The sequence below is a fragment of the Mucilaginibacter sp. P5_A4 genome, from assembly GCF_056400605.1.
Genome location: NZ_JBFUKX010000006.1, coordinates 115,125 through 133,224, shown reverse-complemented (window position 1 = coordinate 133,224; position 18,100 = coordinate 115,125). Strand labels below are relative to the sequence as shown.

General features: G+C 39.6%; 19 protein-coding genes. 10 read left to right on the top strand and 9 right to left on the bottom strand.

Translation table 11 applies throughout. The features are described from left to right. The first annotated feature begins 228 nt into the window (after window positions 1-228). The 7 genes from AC1DQW_RS06235 (at window position 229) to AC1DQW_RS06205 (ending at window position 6,487) form a co-directional block, all read left to right on the top strand. Complete coding sequence (locus AC1DQW_RS06235) at window positions 229-1,857, top strand: gliding motility protein RemB (RefSeq protein ID WP_477453291.1); 1,629 nt, start codon at window positions 229-231, stop codon at window positions 1,855-1,857. A 51-nt stretch (window positions 1,858-1,908) separates the two neighbouring features. Next, entirely contained in the window at window positions 1,909-2,955 is a 1,047-nt protein-coding gene (locus tag AC1DQW_RS06230) for a winged helix DNA-binding domain-containing protein (protein ID WP_477453290.1), read from the top strand. A 105-nt stretch (window positions 2,956-3,060) separates the two neighbouring features. After that, window positions 3,061-3,615, top strand: a complete 555-nt coding sequence (locus AC1DQW_RS06225) for a carboxymuconolactone decarboxylase family protein (protein WP_477453289.1) — start codon at window positions 3,061-3,063, stop codon at window positions 3,613-3,615. A gap of 115 nt (window positions 3,616-3,730) precedes the next feature. Further along, complete coding sequence (locus tag AC1DQW_RS06220; RefSeq protein WP_477453288.1) at window positions 3,731-4,147, top strand: nuclear transport factor 2 family protein; 417 nt, start codon at window positions 3,731-3,733, stop codon at window positions 4,145-4,147. Window positions 4,148-4,159: 12 nt separating this feature from the next. Beyond that, on the top strand, window positions 4,160-4,777 hold the full coding sequence (locus tag AC1DQW_RS06215) for a pyridoxamine 5'-phosphate oxidase family protein (RefSeq protein ID WP_477453287.1): 618 nt from the start codon (window positions 4,160-4,162) through the stop codon (window positions 4,775-4,777). Next, window positions 4,774-5,661: a helix-turn-helix domain-containing protein gene (locus tag AC1DQW_RS06210; RefSeq protein ID WP_477453286.1), complete on the top strand. Its 888-nt coding sequence runs from the start codon at window positions 4,774-4,776 to the stop codon at window positions 5,659-5,661. The genes AC1DQW_RS06215 and AC1DQW_RS06210 overlap by 4 nt, the downstream gene beginning before the upstream one ends. A gap of 55 nt (window positions 5,662-5,716) precedes the next feature. Further along, a complete protein-coding gene (locus tag AC1DQW_RS06205) occupies window positions 5,717-6,487 on the top strand; it encodes a DNA-formamidopyrimidine glycosylase family protein (RefSeq protein ID WP_477453285.1) in 771 nt (256 codons plus the stop codon). A gap of 208 nt (window positions 6,488-6,695) precedes the next feature. Here AC1DQW_RS06205 and AC1DQW_RS06200 read toward each other — a convergent pair whose 3' ends face one another. From AC1DQW_RS06200 to AC1DQW_RS06180, 5 genes are all read right to left on the bottom strand, one after another. Beyond that, a complete protein-coding gene (locus tag AC1DQW_RS06200) occupies window positions 6,696-7,283 on the bottom strand; it encodes a hypothetical protein (RefSeq protein WP_477453284.1) in 588 nt (195 codons plus the stop codon). Between the two features lie 122 nt (window positions 7,284-7,405). Next, window positions 7,406-7,831: a GNAT family N-acetyltransferase gene (locus tag AC1DQW_RS06195; RefSeq protein ID WP_477453283.1), complete on the bottom strand. Its 426-nt coding sequence runs from the start codon at window positions 7,829-7,831 to the stop codon at window positions 7,406-7,408. Beyond that, on the bottom strand, window positions 7,782-8,309 hold the full coding sequence (locus AC1DQW_RS06190; RefSeq protein WP_477453282.1) for a low affinity iron permease family protein: 528 nt from the start codon (window positions 8,307-8,309) through the stop codon (window positions 7,782-7,784). Before AC1DQW_RS06190 ends, AC1DQW_RS06195 begins: the two co-directional genes overlap by 50 nt. A 94-nt stretch (window positions 8,310-8,403) precedes the next feature. Continuing rightward, window positions 8,404-9,483, bottom strand: coding sequence for a class II fructose-bisphosphate aldolase (gene fbaA / locus AC1DQW_RS06185; RefSeq protein WP_477418778.1), 1,080 nt, complete (start codon window positions 9,481-9,483; stop codon window positions 8,404-8,406). Between the two features lie 235 nt (window positions 9,484-9,718). Beyond that, entirely contained in the window at window positions 9,719-11,245 is a 1,527-nt protein-coding gene (locus tag AC1DQW_RS06180) for a lipase family protein (protein ID WP_477453281.1), read from the bottom strand. A gap of 302 nt (window positions 11,246-11,547) precedes the next feature. Here AC1DQW_RS06180 and accD point away from each other — a divergent pair, with 302 nt between their 5' ends. Further along, complete coding sequence (gene accD, locus AC1DQW_RS06175) at window positions 11,548-12,393, top strand: acetyl-CoA carboxylase, carboxyltransferase subunit beta (RefSeq protein WP_477405207.1); 846 nt, start codon at window positions 11,548-11,550, stop codon at window positions 12,391-12,393. Window positions 12,394-12,467: 74 nt separating this feature from the next. On the opposite strand, the gene AC1DQW_RS06170 is transcribed toward accD, so the two are convergent. The 4 genes from AC1DQW_RS06170 to glmM form a co-directional block, all read right to left on the bottom strand. Next, window positions 12,468-12,743, bottom strand: coding sequence for a hypothetical protein (locus AC1DQW_RS06170; RefSeq protein WP_477453280.1), 276 nt, complete (start codon window positions 12,741-12,743; stop codon window positions 12,468-12,470). Between the two features lie 238 nt (window positions 12,744-12,981). Beyond that, window positions 12,982-13,350, bottom strand: a complete 369-nt coding sequence (locus AC1DQW_RS06165; protein WP_477453279.1) for a hypothetical protein — start codon at window positions 13,348-13,350, stop codon at window positions 12,982-12,984. Between the two features lie 360 nt (window positions 13,351-13,710). Beyond that, entirely contained in the window at window positions 13,711-14,847 is a 1,137-nt protein-coding gene (locus tag AC1DQW_RS06160; RefSeq protein ID WP_477453278.1) for a cysteine desulfurase family protein, read from the bottom strand. A gap of 97 nt (window positions 14,848-14,944) precedes the next feature. Beyond that, window positions 14,945-16,333 (bottom strand): phosphoglucosamine mutase, encoded by a 1,389-nt coding sequence (gene glmM / locus AC1DQW_RS06155; protein ID WP_477453277.1) that lies wholly within the window; start codon window positions 16,331-16,333, stop codon window positions 14,945-14,947. Between the two features lie 274 nt (window positions 16,334-16,607). Here glmM and AC1DQW_RS06150 point away from each other — a divergent pair, with 274 nt between their 5' ends. After that, window positions 16,608-17,171 carry a phosphatase PAP2 family protein gene (locus AC1DQW_RS06150; RefSeq protein ID WP_477453276.1) on the top strand — a complete coding sequence of 188 codons (564 nt, stop codon included), beginning with the start codon at window positions 16,608-16,610 and terminating at the stop codon, window positions 17,169-17,171. Next, window positions 17,171-17,887 carry a ZIP family metal transporter gene (locus AC1DQW_RS06145; RefSeq protein WP_477453275.1) on the top strand — a complete coding sequence of 239 codons (717 nt, stop codon included), beginning with the start codon at window positions 17,171-17,173 and terminating at the stop codon, window positions 17,885-17,887. Before AC1DQW_RS06150 ends, AC1DQW_RS06145 begins: the two co-directional genes overlap by 1 nt. Window positions 17,888-18,100 lie beyond the last annotated feature (213 nt).

Below are 18,100 nucleotides of genomic sequence, written 5' to 3'. Positions count from 1 at the left end.
GGCAAATATCATGATTTTTATAGTTTATTTAAAAAAAACCGCTTGATGATGTCAAATTTAACAATTATTAACTTTTTTGGGCTGAAGATTTACCGGGCAGAGAGCTGTTAGGCTGAATGAGTTTTTTTAAAATACTATAAGAAAATAATAACGGAGTTTAGTCCTCATACCAAAATCTGTTAGAAATGATATTTTTATCTTACAATAAATAATACTTATTTTGTCGCAATGCAAAAACTCTACTTCTTTACTTTCAGAAAAACATTTTTGTTGGCCGGGATCATCCTGTTCTCGGTGCAATTGAGCATGGCCCAATCTACTTATTTGCCTAACTCTTACCAGCTTTATCAAAAGTTCAATGCCGATATTTATTCAACAAAAAGCGCATTTCATACTTCATTGCGCCCATTTTTGATTGATAGTTTAATTCAGCATACTTATGATTCGGTAATGAATGTTGGGGTAAGCAGTGATCGTAAGAGCTGGCTTGAACGTAAAATATTTAATGAACACCTGTTTGATGTTAAAAAGCCCGACTATACTTTTTACGGAGATGTTATACTGGACCTTCAAGCCGGAAGAGACTTTACTGCAAAATACAATACAAATTTAAATACCAGGGGCTACCAGTTTGGTGGTACCATTGGCACCAAATTTTCATTTTATGCCAGTGCTTTTGAAGATCAGGCTAAGTTTCCTGCTTATTATAACACTTTGGTTAATGAAAATCAATTTATACCAGGACAAGCATACTTAAGAAACTATCACGGTATAAAAAAAAATACAGCAGATTGGTCGTACGTTACAGCTATCCTATCCTATAATATAACAAAAAAACTAAATGTTACCTTAGGCGAGGATAAGATGTTTATTGGTGATGGATATCGTTCCTTATTACTTTCAGATTATGCTGCTAATATGCCCCTGGTAAGGCTTACTGCTAATATAGGCAAGCATGTTCAATACATGGCTGCCTGGGCTTATATTGAAGATATTAAAGAAAATAAATTCGATACGTTTGGCAGTAACCGCCGCAAATGGGCATTTTTTCATTACCTCGACTGGAACGTAAGCAATCGTGTTTCTTTTGGTTTCTTTAATGCTGTTATATCTCCCGAAGCTGATGCAGCAGGCAACAGGCGTGGTTTTGATTTGAATTTTATAAATCCAATAGTGTTTTCAAGCTCTTTAGGTCCATCCCGGCAACCAAAGGATAATACACTGATTGGATTTACCGGTAAGTATAAAATTCTTGATAAAACTGCTTTATATGCACAGCTATTGTTAGACAGGTTTAAAGCCAGCGATTTCTTTTCTGGCAATAATGCCGATAATACCAATGGCTTACAGGTGGGTATCCGGGGAGCCGATCTGCTTGAGGTTAAACGCTTTAATTATATTTTCGAGTTTAATACGGTTAAACCTTATACTTACCAAAATACAAATTCCATTAGCAGTTACGCTTTTTATGGCGATCCGCTGGCGCATCCTTATGGTGCAAACTTCAGGGAGCTTTTGGGTATCCTGAATTACTCTTTTGGCAGGATAGACCTCCAGGGACAGTTAAACTATGCAAAATACGGACTTGATGCCACTACTGTTATCAACAATGGTAAAATTGTAACCAAACCTTTTGTACCTGCAGATAATACCACCACAACCATAGGCCAGGGAATAAGTACCAACTTATATTATGCAGAAGGCACAGTGTCCTTTCTTATAAATCCTAAATACAACCTCCGTTTTGAACTAAGCGGTTTATACCGTAAAGAACATAATAGCTTAATTGACAACAAAACCACACTGTTAACTTTTGGGCTAAGAAGCTCGTTCAGGAATTTGTACCACGATTTTTAGCAGGATTCTTTTGTTGTAATTACTACGTGATATATTTACGCACTATCAACCATGAAAGATGATCATTTAGCCGGTTTGCGCTTGTTTAACCAACACATCAGCAATCCGCACTTTAATGAGCCCGCGGGTGTTGTAAAACATATGGTAGCCATGCAGGCCCAGGACTATGCCGGCGCAAAATGGGCTGTTGGTTTAAGAACGCAAAATGCGAATGAAGCTGTAATTGAAAAAGCCATAACCGAGGGGAAAATACTGCGTACCCACCTGCTTAGGCCCACATGGCACTTTGTTTCACCTGTTGATATTCGTTGGATACTTGCACTCACCGCCCCCCGCATTAACGCTATTAATGCGGGTATGTACAAAAAGTTTGAGGTTAGTAATACCATCTTCAATAAAACCAACGATATACTGATAAAGGCGATGCAGGGCAACAAACACCTTACCCGCGCCGAAATTACAGAAGCGTTAAACCAAGCCGGGATTGCAACTGATGATTTGCGGTTAACTATACTCCTGATGCATGCAGAACTTGATGCTGTTATTTGCAGTGGTGGCCGGATTGGCAAACAATTTACCTATGCCCTGCTTGATGAACGGGCCCCGGCAACTCCGGCTTTAGCACATGAAGAAGCATTAACCAGGCTGGCAACCGGTTATTTTAACAGCCGCGGACCGGCTACTGTACATGACTTTGCCAATTGGTCGGGACTTACCATTGCTGATGCGGATATAGGGTTGCAAAATACCAAAGGGCAACTCATTAGCGAAGTTATTGCCGGTAAAACATATTGGATGCCGGGTAATACTGACATTATTCCTGTAAAACCCAAAGCTTATTTATTACCCGCCTTTGATGAGTTTGCCATTGCCTATAAACATAGAGACGCTTTAGTTAACCCCAGGTACTTAGTGCAGGCCAGGCATGTAATTTTTGATCCGGTAATTGTTGTTGATAACCAGGTTGCAGGCAACTGGAAACGAACCATTAAAACCAAAAGCATTGATATCAGCTTTAACCTGTATGGCAAGCTCAATAAGGCTCAGGCAAAGGCTGTGGAGATGGCTGCTAAAAGGTATTACAAATTCTTTTCATAAATCGCCGGGAAAATTGTCCATGTATTAACGAAATTCATCCATGTTACCAGACAGCTGGGCTGTGCAAATTTGTATTGTCAATAACGACTAAAAAAAATTACAAAAATGGCACGTTTAAAAGCATTAAGTCCTGAAGAAGCTACAGGCAAAACAAAAGAATTATTTAACGCTATACAAAGTAAATTGGGTGTGGTACCAAACATGATGCGTACCATGGGTAACTCACCTGCCTTGCTGGAAGGTTACCTTAACTTTAGCGGAGCATTGGCGCACGGCAAACTTGGCGCAAAAACCGGCGAACTGCTGGCCATGGCTGTATCCGAAAAAAACAATTGCGATTACTGCTTATCTGCGCATACTTATATCGGCGAAAAATTGGTGCATATTGATGCAGCTGCCTTGACCAATGCCCGTAACGCAAACAGCCAGGACGCGAAAACAACCGCTGCTTTAAAATTTGCTACAGTGCTAACCTCAAAGCAAGGCCTGGTTAATGATGCAGATGTGGAAGCCGTAAAAGTTGCGGGCTTTACCGATGGCGAAATAGGCGAAATTGTTGGCCACGTAGCATTAAATGTTTTGACCAACTATCTCAATAACACCGCCAAAACTGACATCGACTTTCCGGTTGTAAATTCATATAACTCCGTTGAGGCATAATTAAGCAAACAAGAAAAAAAGATAGAACGAAAGGACAGAAAAAGACGGTTATATGATGTAGCTTTCTATAACTGTCCTTTATCTTTGGTCTTCACTCCTTTTAATCTAAAAAATCATGGAAAACAAACGCTATCCACTGCCACCTTTTAATATGGAAACTGCCTTGCAAAAAGTACAGGCCGCAGAAGATGCCTGGAACACCCGTGACCCCGAAAAGGTTAGCCTTGCCTACACCATTGATACCGAATGGCGTAATCGTACCGATTTTATAAACGGACGTGAGGAGGTGAAAAAGTTTTTAAAAGGCAAGTGGGAAAAAGAGCTGGATTATAAGCTTAAAAAAGAACTTTGGGGCTTTCGCGAAAATCGTATGGCTGTAAGGTTTGAGTATGAATGGCATGACTATAACGGACAATGGTACCGCAGTTATGGTAACGAGCTTTGGGAGTTTGATGAGCATGGCTACATGCAAAAACGATATGCCAGTATTAACGATATGCCTATATCCGAAGCCGAGCGTAAATTGTTTTAAAACGATTTTATTATGAATTACTCACAAATTGCCTTTACAGGCGCTGTTAAAGATTTCCAGGAACGCTACGGCAGCCGGGCCAGTTATAACCGCCAGGAGGAATTTAAATATACCGATGGCCTTACCGAAAGCGAAGAAGATTTTATAGCTCACCAGGATAACTTTTATATGGCAACCATAAGCGAAAGTGGTTATCCTTATATCCAGTTTAGGGGTGGGCCTAAGGGATTTTTGAAAGTACTGGATCATGAAACTTTAGGTTTTATTGATTTTAGTGGTAACAAACAATATATCTCGGCAGGAAATTTAGCTACCCATAACAAGGTGGCTTTGTTTCTCCTTAATCAGGCTGCCAAAGCCCGTTTAAAGATATTTGCCGAAGCAAGTATTTTAAGTATTGAAGGCAATGCCGAATTATATGATAAGCTTAACCTGGATGATTATAAATTTAAACCCGAGCGGATCATCCTGCTAAAAGTTAAAGCGCATGACTGGAACTGCCCGCAGCATATTACGCCAAGATATACATTGGAGGAGATACAGGATGAGTTTATGGCCCAGCATGAGTATATTAATAAACTACGAACAGAKAACGCCGAACTTAAAGCGCAATTAGCCTTACATAAATGACCGATACGCAAAATACTTTTATACTTGTTGATCCTGTAAGCGGTAACCTTGCGTTTAAATTATTTTTATTTGAGAATAACAGTTATTTCGATCATTTACAACGAAATAATTATTTTTCGGTAATCTGGATAAAAGAAGGCGCTGGTAAGTTAAAATCAGATTTTTCGGAATATGATTTTGAGGAGAATACGCTCCTGGCATTTACTCCATATCAGCCGTTTATGTTATCTACAAACCAATCAATAAGCGGGGTCGCTATCCAGTTTCACCCCGATTTTTTTTGTATCCATAAACATCACAAAGAGGTATCATGCAGCGGTATTTTGTTTGATAATATCTATCATCCGCCTTATGTCAGGATCGATTCAGTTAGCGCGGCTACATTTAATATAGTTATTAATCAGATAAGGGCCGAAATGCAAAATAAGGGCTTAGCCCAATTTGAGATCCTTGTTTCGTACCTCAAAATTTTCCTGATTACGGCATCCCGCTTAAAAGCCGAACAGCAGGAGTTGGATCGGCATCCGGATGATGTGAATAAGGAGCCCTTTATACTGCAGAATTTGCAGGAGGCCATCGAAGTACATTATAAAACCAAACATAGCGCAAGTAATTATGCCGACATGCTAAATATTTCGGCAAAAGCATTGGCTCGGATCACAAAAACCCATTTTAACAAAACAATCAGCAACCTTATAGCCGAACGTATCATCATCGAGGCCAAGCGTGAACTGTACTTAACCAATAAGCCTATAAAAGAGATTGCATGGGAATTGGGTTACAATGATGAATATTATTTCAGTCGTTTTTTTAAAACCAACGCCGATGTTTCACCCCAGATGTATAGAGATACAGTAGGTTTTGGCAGGGCAAGTGGAGATTAGCCTGTAAACTAAAACTTATCCGTTTATATTTGGTTAAAAATTAAAATCATTAACCATGCCCGAATTACCAGATCTCCAGGCATTCAGCCATAACCTCAATAAAAAACTTGCCGGCAAAGCCGTTAAGGAAGTAGTTATTGTTAATGCTAAAAAACTGAATGTCACCCATAAAGAACTTAAGGATACGCTTGAAGGCCAAACGCTGGATAAAGTTTACCGCGAAGGAAAAGAACTTTACTTTAAATTCAGCAAAGGAGATATCCTGGCGTTGCACCTGATGCTTCATGGCAAACTGTTTTTGTTTGAAGGCAGGAACGATAATAAATACCCTATTATCGAACTGCATTTTAATGACGATACCGGCCTGGTGCTTACCGATTTCCAGGGCATAGCTAACCCCACTTTAAATCCCGAAGAGAAGGAAGCGCCGGATGCTATGGATATTAATGCTGATTTTTTGAAAACCCGGCTGGCCAAAACAAAAACCAATATTAAAACAGTATTGCTTGATCAAAAGATTATCCGCGGCATTGGTAATGCATATGCCGACGAGATTCTTTGGCATGCCGGGATCTCCCCTTTTTCGGTAAGTAATAAAATACCCGAAGATAAACTAAGTGATTTGACCAGGTCAATCGACTCGGTTTTAAAGGAAGCCGAAAAGTCAATCCTTAAATCAAATCCTGATATCATTAATGGTGAGGTACGGGATTTTATGCTTATCCACAACTCCAGGAAAACCCACAGCCCTAAAGGTGCCGGGATTAAAATAAAGGAGGGCTCCAGGAAAACCTATTATACTGACGAACAGGAATTGTTTGAGTAAGTAAGAAGTATATTTAGATTTTAATAGGTTTGTCATCCTGAACGGAGTGAAGGATCTATTCGCAGACTGTACAGGGCGAAGAAGCCTGGCGAATAATAGATGCTTCACTGCGTTCAGCATGACAACGGCTTTTTTGCAAACACGTTAGTGGTAACTTGCTTCGGTACCCCTTACACAAGGTGTGCAGCTTGCCGGCACTAATTTGATTTTACTTCAGCTTCTTCACCAGCACATTAAAATCGGCCCCAACTATTGGCACTTTTTTCCATTTAGCACTGTTTGCGTCTTTATGAAATGTTCCACCATTAAACAAGCCGCAGGCAAAACTAATCTCGGACCCAGGTTTGGTAGTTAAAAATTCTACAGAAACTAAAATATCGCCCCTAACATCAATTTTGTATGGAGATAGGTCAACACTTACCAATTGATGTTTTTCTGTATCGTGTTTTTTAATGAGGCCTTTTATTTCGGCATTAACCAGGTTGGTATCCAACGGGAATTTACCATCCATTTGGTAAACATTCACTTTAAAAGCAATACTATCGCTTGCGTAGCTATCAGCATGAAAATTGAGCTTAAGCAATTGTACCGGTTTACGGCCAGCACTCATCCTGATACCTACCTGCGCACCTTTTACAGCAGAATAGGAATTGTTTGCCGAGCCTTCACGTGCTTTATTCCCGATAGTTTTGGTTTTATCCTGCGCAAAACCGCCCAAAACCAGGAGGCAAAGTAAACAGGTAAACAGGATATTTAAATTTGATTGTTTTGAGGAATTGTAAAATTGAATTTTCATAGTATATAGAATAATAATTTAACTTCAAGACGATGCCCGGTTGAAATTGGTTGCAAGGCAAAATCAAAAGTTTGATTTTAATTATTATGCTAAATGCGCAGCTATAAATTCAATACAAAATATTATTTCCTTATCATTTTATAATGCCTGATCCCGGCTTCTTCAAATTCGGGTCCGGTAGTCTCAAAACCAAATTTTGTATAAAGTGATACTGCCTGTACCTGGGCGTGCAGGTACACATAAACGGCATCAGCAGGCAAATCATCCAGCACAGCCTGGACGAGGGCCTGGCCTACTCCAAATCCCCTGAATTTTTGTAGTACGGCAAAACGCTCCAGTTTATAACCCTTATCGGTTTTTCTCCAGCGGCACGCACCCGCAGCTTCGCCATCAACAGTAGCTAAAAAATGGTTCGATTCATCTTCAAACTCCCACTCTAGTTCGGGAGGGCAATTTTGTTCAACTACAAAAACTTCCCGGCGTACGGCAAATACCTTGTCAAGATCGGCTTGCTCCGTTACTTTTTCTACTTTTAAGTTTGTGTGCATTTGTATAATGCGGTTTTGTTTTAAGTATGCTTAATTTAGTGTTATGGTTTTCTTCGGCAGCATCAATTGAATGCGTACAGGTAATATCATGTTCCTGCTGTGCCAGGCTGGCTAACTGTGCGTAAAACTTGTGCAGATGATCAAGCTCAACCTCAGTAAGGTTTTCAACATCAACCATCCGGTTACTTGCTCCCTGGTGCGAGGCCAGCAGTTCATTAAGTTTTAAATGGATAGCCTTTGAATCTTTATTCTGTGATTTTTGTATCAAAAAAACCATCAGGAAGGTAACAATAGTGGTGCCGGTATTGATGATGAGTTGCCAGGTATCCGAGTATTTAAATATCGGACCTGTTATACCCCATACAATAATTATAGTAATGGCAGTTAAAAATGCTGCCGAACTACCCGTAGCGATAGTTGCCCAATTGGCAAACCTTTCAAATAAATTCTTTTTCTCTTTAGCGATCTTTACCATCATAAACAGGTTTTTAAGTTTTGGGGATCACTTTGTATAATGCAACAAAGCGCCAGTACAACAAATGTACAGGCGCTTTGTTAATTTTTAATGAATATTATAATTTGCTCGTCGCGTCGATGCAATTAAGATCTTCGAAAGCTGCTGCAAGCCTTTTAACAAAGTTCTCTTCGCCTTTACGCAACCAAACGCGTGGATCGTAATATTTTTTGTTTGGAGAATCTTCACCTTCGGGGCTGCCAATTTGCGATTGCAGGTAACCTTCTTTTGATTTGTAGTAATCTTTAATACCTTCCCAGTAAGCCCATTGCATATCGGTATCAATGTTCATTTTTACTGCACCGTATGAAATAGCTTCGCGAATCTCTTCCTGGCTCGAACCACTACCACCGTGGAATACAAAGTTGATAGGTTTATCGTCGGTTAAATTAAATTTTTCCTTTACATATTCCTGTGAGTTATGCAAAATAACCGGTTGTAGTTTAACATTACCAGGTTTGTAAACACCATGTACGTTACCAAAGGCAGCCGCCACTGTAAAACGCGGACTAACCTTTAAAAGGTGCTCATATGAATAAGAAACCTCTTCTGGCTGAGTGTATAAACGTGAGCTGTCAACATCAGAGTTGTCAACGCCGTCTTCCTCACCACCTGTTACACCTAATTCAATCTCCAGTGTCATACCCATTTTAGCCATACGCTCCAGGTATTTGGCACTAATCTCGATGTTTTCTTCCAAAGGCTCTTCAGAAAGATCAAGCATGTGAGATGAGAAAAGAGGCTTACCTGTTTCGGCAAAGAATTTTTCACCGTGCTCTAATAAACCGTCAATCCATGGTAATAACTTTTTAGCAGCATGGTCGGTATGTAAAATAACAGCTACACCATAATGCTCCGCCAGTAAGTGAACGTGCTTTGCAGCAGATACACCACCTAAAATACAGGCTTGCAATTTTGAATTATCTAATGATTTGCCGGCATAAAATTGCGCACCGCCATTTGATAGCTGAATAATAACAGGAGAATTTACCAGCTTAGCTGTTTCCATAACTGCATTAATGGTATTTGTACCAATAACGTTTACTGCCGGTAAAGCAAACTGATGCTTTTTAGCTGCTTCAAATAGTTCCTGCACTTGATCGCCGTGCAGAACACCTTTATAATTTTTTAAATCCATGAGCTTTTATTTGGGCCTCGAAGTTATAAAATTTCTTTGTTTTTGATAAGAAATCTTGTTATTAATCATTGAATACTACCATTTTGTTCGGCAAAACTGGTAAAGTATATTAAAACGGTAGTAAAAATGGAATTTAAAAACCAAAAAGGTTCTATTTAATAAAAATTATACCCCTTTGTTGTAAATTCAATATAAAATAAAGTTTTTAAAGAATTGTTAATAATTGATCAGCCAATTATTCTGCAACTTCAAAACCAGGGTCAATGTCGCTGAAATCTTTATCCACCGGCATTGGGCCAGCATGAGGAATTAACCTGAATACCTCTTTACTTACAACGCGTTGCAGGCAAATGTCTATAAGCGTAGTACTATTAGGTTTAATTACATTTTTAAAAAATTCGTTATCAGCTTTTATTTTAAAAGGCACATACCGTACAAAACCATTATCAGGGCGCGGATTAACTAATATACCCAACTTATCTACCCCTTTTTGCTCGGCACGTATTTCATGGCCATCATCATTAACGGGTGCAGAATAGTTCATAACATCATAATTTACAAAATACGTCACCGTTTCTGGCGACAGCCTGTTTTGTTGCCTGTCTACAAAAAAACCTTCGGGTAAGTGATTGGGATTATCATCGTCGCCGGCAGTAAAAATAAGATCATAATCTTTTATAGCATAATCTTCAGAATCGTGAATCCGAAAGATTACCATCGAAAACCTGTCATGAATAAAATATCTTTTGAAAAGTGCAAAAGGCCCGCTTTCTACCTTCTCTACCAATTCTTTAGCCTGCACCGCTAAAGTTGCTGCGTTAAAGGTTTGTATTAAAGCATTGTAATCATCAGTATTTTTAACGGCAATACAACTTAATATGGCATCTATTAATTCGGCGGTTTCAACTGAATCGCCGGCGGAGGTAGCTTTGGGACTTGCCATGATCCCCATAGTTGTACCCGAATGGGATTTTTGAGGTACTATCCTGAAAGCTGATTGAGGGGCCGCTTTATATTCAACAATCATCTCCTGTGTAACATATTCGCCGCCTGTAAATGTAATAGCTCCTTGTTTCACACTTACATAATTAGCATTTAAATTGGCAGCAGCCGATCTTACTACCCCATCAGAACCTAATTCGCCGGTGTAAGAATTGAGGTTATCATAAAATTCCCTGTCTATGGATTGCCCGATTATAGCAAAAGGGAAAAAACCTTTTTCGCTTATTTCTCCTCCCTCGCCCCTGATCCATTTTTTATTAAGCTCCCAAGACTTGTTGCTGCCAAGCTCAAGCCAGTTAAGTACTCCCTGACCGGGCTCCACTCCTTCAAACCATGATTTTAACCGGCTTATTTTACCCTTGCCCAGCTGCGCCAGGGCCGAGCCGAAGTTGGCAGGCGCAAGCATGATCAAATGACTCATCGGGCAAGTTAGTGTGCCTTTTCTATTATAATAGGTATCCCACCATTCCCTTACCACCGGCCCGCCGGTTGAGTGTGTAATGCAAACAAACCGGTTATTGTTGGCTAATTCCTCTGCCAGCTGTTCGTTAACGGCGGTTTCAAATGTCCTGGCGATATCATGAAGCTGAACTTCATCATGAAAACTAATGTATTGCCCAAGATAAATATCTTTAACTATTGCATTTGCGTCTATCTTTTTTGCTTCAGCCTGCAAACGTATCGGAAGGCTTCCGTACGTATCAAGGTTGGTAACGCTCCAGCCGTGAACAAAAACAAGTACCAGATTATCGGTAGCCATATAATTAAGGATTTAGGTTAATTTAGGTATAATATTAGTAGTAAAAAACGGCAATTGAAATACTTTAATTAATTATTTCTATACTATTGTTAGTCAATTTTAAAAAACTGTTTAAGGGTAAGTCATTATAGTTTGGTATGGTTATTAGGCGCAATCCCTGGTAGCTTTGAATGCTTTTTTTATCATATTGATCGGACTGATTGTTTATTAATTATTTTTATGAATTTATTAGCATTTCATTTTTGAACTGTTTCTAATATTTTTCGTTTCTTTGCAGTCAATTGAAAGAGTTAGATATAGATATGGCGTGGTTTAAACGAGAGTTGAAAGGGATAATTACGACTACTGAGGAAAAGAAAGAAACCCCTGATGGTATCTGGAATAAATGCCCCAATTGTAAAAAACCCTTGCATTATTCTGAGCAGGTTGAAAATCAATATGTTTGCCATTACTGTGGCTTTCACCTTCGCATAGGTTCAAAAGAATACTTTTCGGTTCTGTTTGATGACAATGAGTTTACAGAACTTTTTGAAAATCTTACATCAGGCGATCCCCTGCACTTTGAGGATACTAAAAAATATACAGAAAGGCTTACCGAAACCCAGTTCAAAACGGGCTTAAAAGATGCCATACGTGCCGGTGTAGGTAAAATTGACGGCCAGGACATTGTAATTGCCTGTATGGATTTTAACTTTATTGGTGGTTCGATGGGATCTGTTGTGGGTGAAAAAATTGCACGCTCCATTGATTATAGTATTGCCCATAAAATCCCCTTCCTGATGATCTCAAAATCCGGTGGTGCAAGAATGATGGAAGCCGCGTTTTCACTAATGCAGATGGCTAAAACATCAGCCAAGCTGGCTTTATTATCAATAGCTAAAATCCCTTATATATCTTTACTTACCGACCCTACAACCGGCGGTGTAACAGCTTCTTACGCTATGCTTGGGGATATTAACATAGCCGAACCAGGCGCGCTGATTGGCTTTGCCGGCCCGAGAGTTATTAAAGAAACCATCAAGAAAGATTTGCCTAAAGGTTTCCAGACTGCCGAATTTGTCCAGGAACATGGTTTTCTTGATTTTATAGTCGACAGAAGGGAAATGAAGGAAAAATTAGCTTCGTTTTTGAAAATGATGAAAAATTAGTTTTCTTCAATACAATATAAACAACAAAGGCTACCCATTTCAGGTAGCCTTTGTTGTTTATTAAAAGCAGCGAGCTATTTTGTTATCGAACCGCTTTGTGCACCGGCTCCCGGTATATCACGATCAGGAAGATCAGCAAAGCTGCCATCTTCGTGCAAAACCTTTAAATTTTTTCTATTGGGGCCGTACTTTTCAAGATTATTTTTACTTTGATTAATCCCCAAGTCAACATTCCTGTTGCCTCCCGTCATCCCCATACTGTTACCCTGATTTCTACCAGGTGTTCCATAATTGTTCATGATCTTGTCCTCCTCTATATTTTGGTTTAAAATATTAGCTGTACTAAACATTGCTGTAGTACCCGGGGTTCATGACCATGGCATTCAGTCGTTGTTAAGTCAGGGCGTCCTGATCATATGCGAGGTTTCAGTTCGTCGTCATAAACCTTTACACTAATTTAACTCTTTATTATCCAATTTATTATAAAAAAAGCGTATTCGGATTTTGACCTGGTAAGGTATTTTATAATCCGGAAAATTTAACAAATATTATATCCTGGTATTTAAGGATTTCCTTTGTGCACATGTACTATATTCCCTCTGTACCTGGCTCATGCCCTACCATCCTGCCTGTTGTTCTTCCATGCGGGCGACTTTCAAAATCTGTTTTGGCCGGCCCTACAGACGGAAATTCTTTTTTATTTGGAGGTGTTACGTCAATTTGTTCACTATATGAAGTATCTGCACTTTTATTAGGCTGGTCAACTTCGGCCTGGCTATGGTAACCCGAACCTTCATTATCAGATTCATGTTCTTCTGGTATTTCATCCGGATTATCGCCATTTTTATTCTTTTTCAGATTATCGCGCTTTTGGCCTGGAAATGAGTTGCTTGTATGTTCGAAATCGTTACGATTTTTATCCTGGTTATTCCGGGATTTTTCTTCTTTAGTATTCATAGGTTTTAACTTTTACTAATTAATAAACCTATAGAATTATCATTTTGTTTTCTAAATAAGAAAATATATTTCTTTATTATGTGTATGGATTGATTTATTTAGGCTTCGCTGCTCAAAATCTCAAACGTGCAGGTGATCCCATTACTATGCGGGTGTAGCGTTTCAACTATGGGGCTTTACAACAGGGAAATAGCTTTTTAATTATTTAAGGGTCAAACGCCAGGAAAAGCTATTAAATAAAACTGTTTGGCACAGCATATTGGCAAATAACGATGGGTTTGAAACCATCGCTATGGTGAAAGTTTTAACTTAATTTTAAAAGCGATTTCCCTGGCTTTACAGATTGATGGAGCGTAAAACTTACGCGTTAACCAAACAAAGTTCCTTTACCTTGGCAACGGTAAAATCCACTTCATCCTTGGTGTTATATTTTGAAAAAGAAAACCTGACTGAAGGTCTTGATGAGCTTGCCCCAATAGCCGTAAGCACATGCGAACCAATATCGGTACCAGAACTGCAGGCACTGCCACCTGAAGCAGAGATCCCTGATATATCCAGGTTAAACAACAACATATCAGCCATTTCCATTTCAGGGAAAGCTACATTAAGCACTGTATACAAGCTTTTATCGGCATCGGTTTCGCCGTTAAAATTTACACCAGGTATTTCGCTTATCAATCTACCATGCATGTATGATTTTAAGCCCTGGATGTGTGCCTGGTGCTGCTCCATTTCGGCATAAGCTATTTCAAGCGCTTTGGCCAGGCCAACTATGCCATAAATATTTTCGGTGCCACCGCGCATATTGCGTTCCTGGGCACCGCCATATATAAATGGTTTTATTTTAATGCGGTGGTTGATATGTAAAAAACCTACCCCTTTTGGCCCGTGCAGTTTGTGGCCGGCGCAAACTAAAAAGTGCGTTTTAAGCTTACTCAGGTCATGTTGATAATGGCCCATGGTTTGTACCGTGTCGCAATGATATATGGCATTATAGGCTTCGCAAAGGTCGCCAATACGGTTCATGTCTGATAATGTACCTATCTCGTTATTGGCATGCATGATAGATACAAAGCTACGCTCGTTATCCTTAAGCAGGGTTTCCAGGTGATCGTAATCAATGTTGCCTTTGCTATCAACATTCACAAAACTCAATTTTATGATACCTGATTTTTCCATGGCCTCCAGCGTGTGCAATACAGCATGGTGCTCAATATGGCTGGTTATAGCATGTGTAATTTTATGATCGGCAATACCACAACGTATTGCGGTATTATCGGCCTCGGTACCGCTTGATGTAAAAAATATCTCGGCAGGCGAAGTATGCAGCAGGTTAGCTATGGTTTTGCGCGATCTTTCAATCAGTGTACGTGCCTCACGGCCATGCGAGTGGATTGACGATGGGTTGCCATAATGGTTTTCCATCACCTTATACATTTCTTTTAAAACTTCCGGATCAAGCGGCGTTGTAGCAGCATTATCAAAATAAACACGCATCGTTATAGTAATTATTGATTTATTAAATTACTGAATTATTGAATTAAAACTGATCCCTCGATCAGTAATTCATTAATCCGGTAATTCAACAAATGGGTCAGTTAACTTGTAAAATTTCTTTAATATCTGCGATTATCTTATTTGCCAGGCCGTTTGCAACGGTTTCTGAGTTGCCTTCGGAGTAAATACGGATAATCGGTTCAGTGTTTGAACGACGCAAATGTACCCATTCTTTATCAAATTCTATTTTCAGACCATCAATTGTTGAGTGCGGCTGCTTATTGTACTTCTCTTCTACTTTAATTAAAAGAGCATCTATATCCATTTCGGGGGTTAGGGTTATTTTATTTTTTGAGATAAAATAACCTGGGTACGACCGGCGCAGGTTTGAAACCGACTTGCCATACTTAGCCAAATGGGTTAAAAACAAGGCGATACCGACTAAAGCATCGCGGCCGTAATGCAGTTCGGGGTAGATTATTCCACCATTGCCTTCACCACCAATAACCGCGTTAACTTCTTTCATTTTGTTAACTACGTTCACCTCGCCCACAGCCGAGGCATGGTATTCACCACCAGCTTTTTCTGTTACATCGCGCAGGGCACGGGTTGATGACAGGTTGGATACCGTGTTACCTAAATTATGCTGTAACACGTAATCGGCAACAGCCACCAGGGTGTATTCTTCGCCAAACATATTGCCATCCTCACAAACAAAGCAAAGACGATCAACATCCGGATCGACCGCTATGCCTAAATGCGCTCGTTTATTTAAAACTTCTTTTGATAATGCGGTAAGGTTTTCTGGTAACGGTTCCGGGTTATGCGCGAAGTTGCCATCGGGCTCACAATATAATTTATGAATGGTAGCTACACCAAGGGCTTTTAATAAAGCAGGTATAAAAATACCACCGGTTGAGTTAACACAATCAATAACTACATGAAAGTCAGCTTTCCTGATAGCGTCAACATCAACTAAAGGCAGGGCCAGCACAAGATCTATATGCTTTTGCAACCAGCTGTTATCCTGGGTTGCCTTGCCCAGGTCATTTACATCAGCATAATTAAAATCGCTGCTTTCGGCAATCGCCAATACTTCTTTTCCATCGGCATCATTTATAAATTCCCCATCAGCATTCAGGAGTTTCAGCGCGTTCCACTGTTTAGGATTATGACTCGCGGTAAGAATTATCCCCCCTGCGGCCTGTTCGCCGGTAACAGCCAGCTCAACAGTAGGCGTAGTTGATAAACCAAGATCAATAACATCAATGCCCAGTCCTTGTAAAGTACCGATAACCAGGTTGTTTACCATTGTGCCTGATAAACGGGCATCACGGCCTACAACAATTTTTTTTATCCCCGATTTTTGAACAGCCCAGGCACCATACGCCGAGGTGAATTTTACAATATCCAGCGGTGTTAAACCATCGCCAACGGCGCCACCAATGGTGCCGCGTATACCCGAAATTGATTTTATAAGTGTCAAATTTGTTGTGGTTTTTTGTGTAACAAAAGTAAAATATTTAACCAATAGCAGTGTACAAATTATGTAGTTTTTAAGCGTTCTTAATTAGTGAATATTAGTTGATAAGTCGCCAAAAAGCTTTTTTTGTTTGCAGTTAAAGCGTTATAAAGTGAATCTAAAGTGTATGTTATTTGTAAACTATATATTGATTTTGGGGAATTAACTGCACGGCGTTAAAAGTTGTTTTAAAGTATTTGATAACTTTGGGCCAAAACCATAGCATATATAATTATCAATGCCCGAATACATCTTACAACTCGACCGGCATTTATTTTACTTTATTAACCATGACCTCTCGAACCCGTTTTTCGACCTGGTGATGCCTTGGTTTCGTAACCCCAGATTCTGGATTCCGCTATATATTTTTATTATCGTTTTTTGTTTGTGGCGATATAGAAAGGTGGGTGCAATCATTATTGTGCTGCTGGCTACCACCGCAGGCTTTGCTGATTTTACCAGCGCAAGCATTATTAAGTATAATGTTAAACGCCTGCGCCCCTGCCGCGACCCCGTAGTTGGTCTTACTGATATAAACCGTGTTCCCTGTGGGTCGGGTTATAGTTTCCCCTCAACACACGCTACCGACCACTTCGCAATGGCTATATTTTTATCCCTCGTTTTTGGAAAAAAATGGCGCTGGATTTGGTTTGGGGCAATTTTATGGGCATCGCTGATCTGTTTTGCACAGGTATATGTTGGTGTTCATTTTCCGGTGGATGTGATCTGTGGCGCCATTTACGGTTCATTAGTGGGTATCCTGTTTGCTTATCTGTTTAAAAAAATACAACCTGCCTTTTAATGGAGATCTGGAAAGTTTTAATATTGTTTTTAAGTGCCTCATGCGGCGGATTAGCCGTTTTTCTTTTCAAAGGCGATAACCACAAAATGCTTAAACTGGTGCTTGCTTTTAGCGGGGCTTATCTTTTTGGCATAACTGTTTTACACTTAATACCCGACGCTTACCATGGCAATGATAATTTGGTGGGTGTGTTTATACTGATCGGTTTCCTGTTCCAGATTGTTTTGGAGCAATTCTCGGATGGTATCGAACACGGGCATATGCACAAACATGCGCATGACATAGCTATTTTTCCTGTAGGTATTATGGTGAGCCTTTGCCTGCATGCTTTTTTAGAAGGTATGCCGCTGGCCCAGGGAAATCAGAATCAACTGGTTTACGGTATAGCCCTGCACCATATTCCTGCTTCATTTGCCCTGGGTACTGTACTTTTAACAAATAAGCAGGAAAAATCACGTACTGTGTTTTTTATTTTGCTGTTCGCAATAATGGCGCCTGCAGGGTACTTTTTCAGTAATGCGTTAAGTAGTGGCGATATTGGCAACCTGCAGCATTACTTTAACCGGATAATGGGGATAGTGATTGGAATATTCCTGCATATTTCTACTACTATCCTGTTTGAATCAAGCGCCGATCACCGGTTTAACCTGCGGAAAATGATTGCTGTACTATTTGGTGTTGCTATCGCCTTGGCTGGATTTTTGGGAGAATTATAAAACAAACCCTTCCCGATTTTTTTAAATTTTCGGTATATTTATACTGAAACAAAAGTACGCGGGTATAATTACCTTGTTCTATTTAATACAGAAACCTGAAAAATTAGCAACTTAAAGCAATAAGCTTATTATTAGATAGTTAAGCTGTGTTTAATGATCTTAGAGGGTTGTTTTAAAGGGTATAAAAGATATCGGTAAAGTAATCCTTAGGTA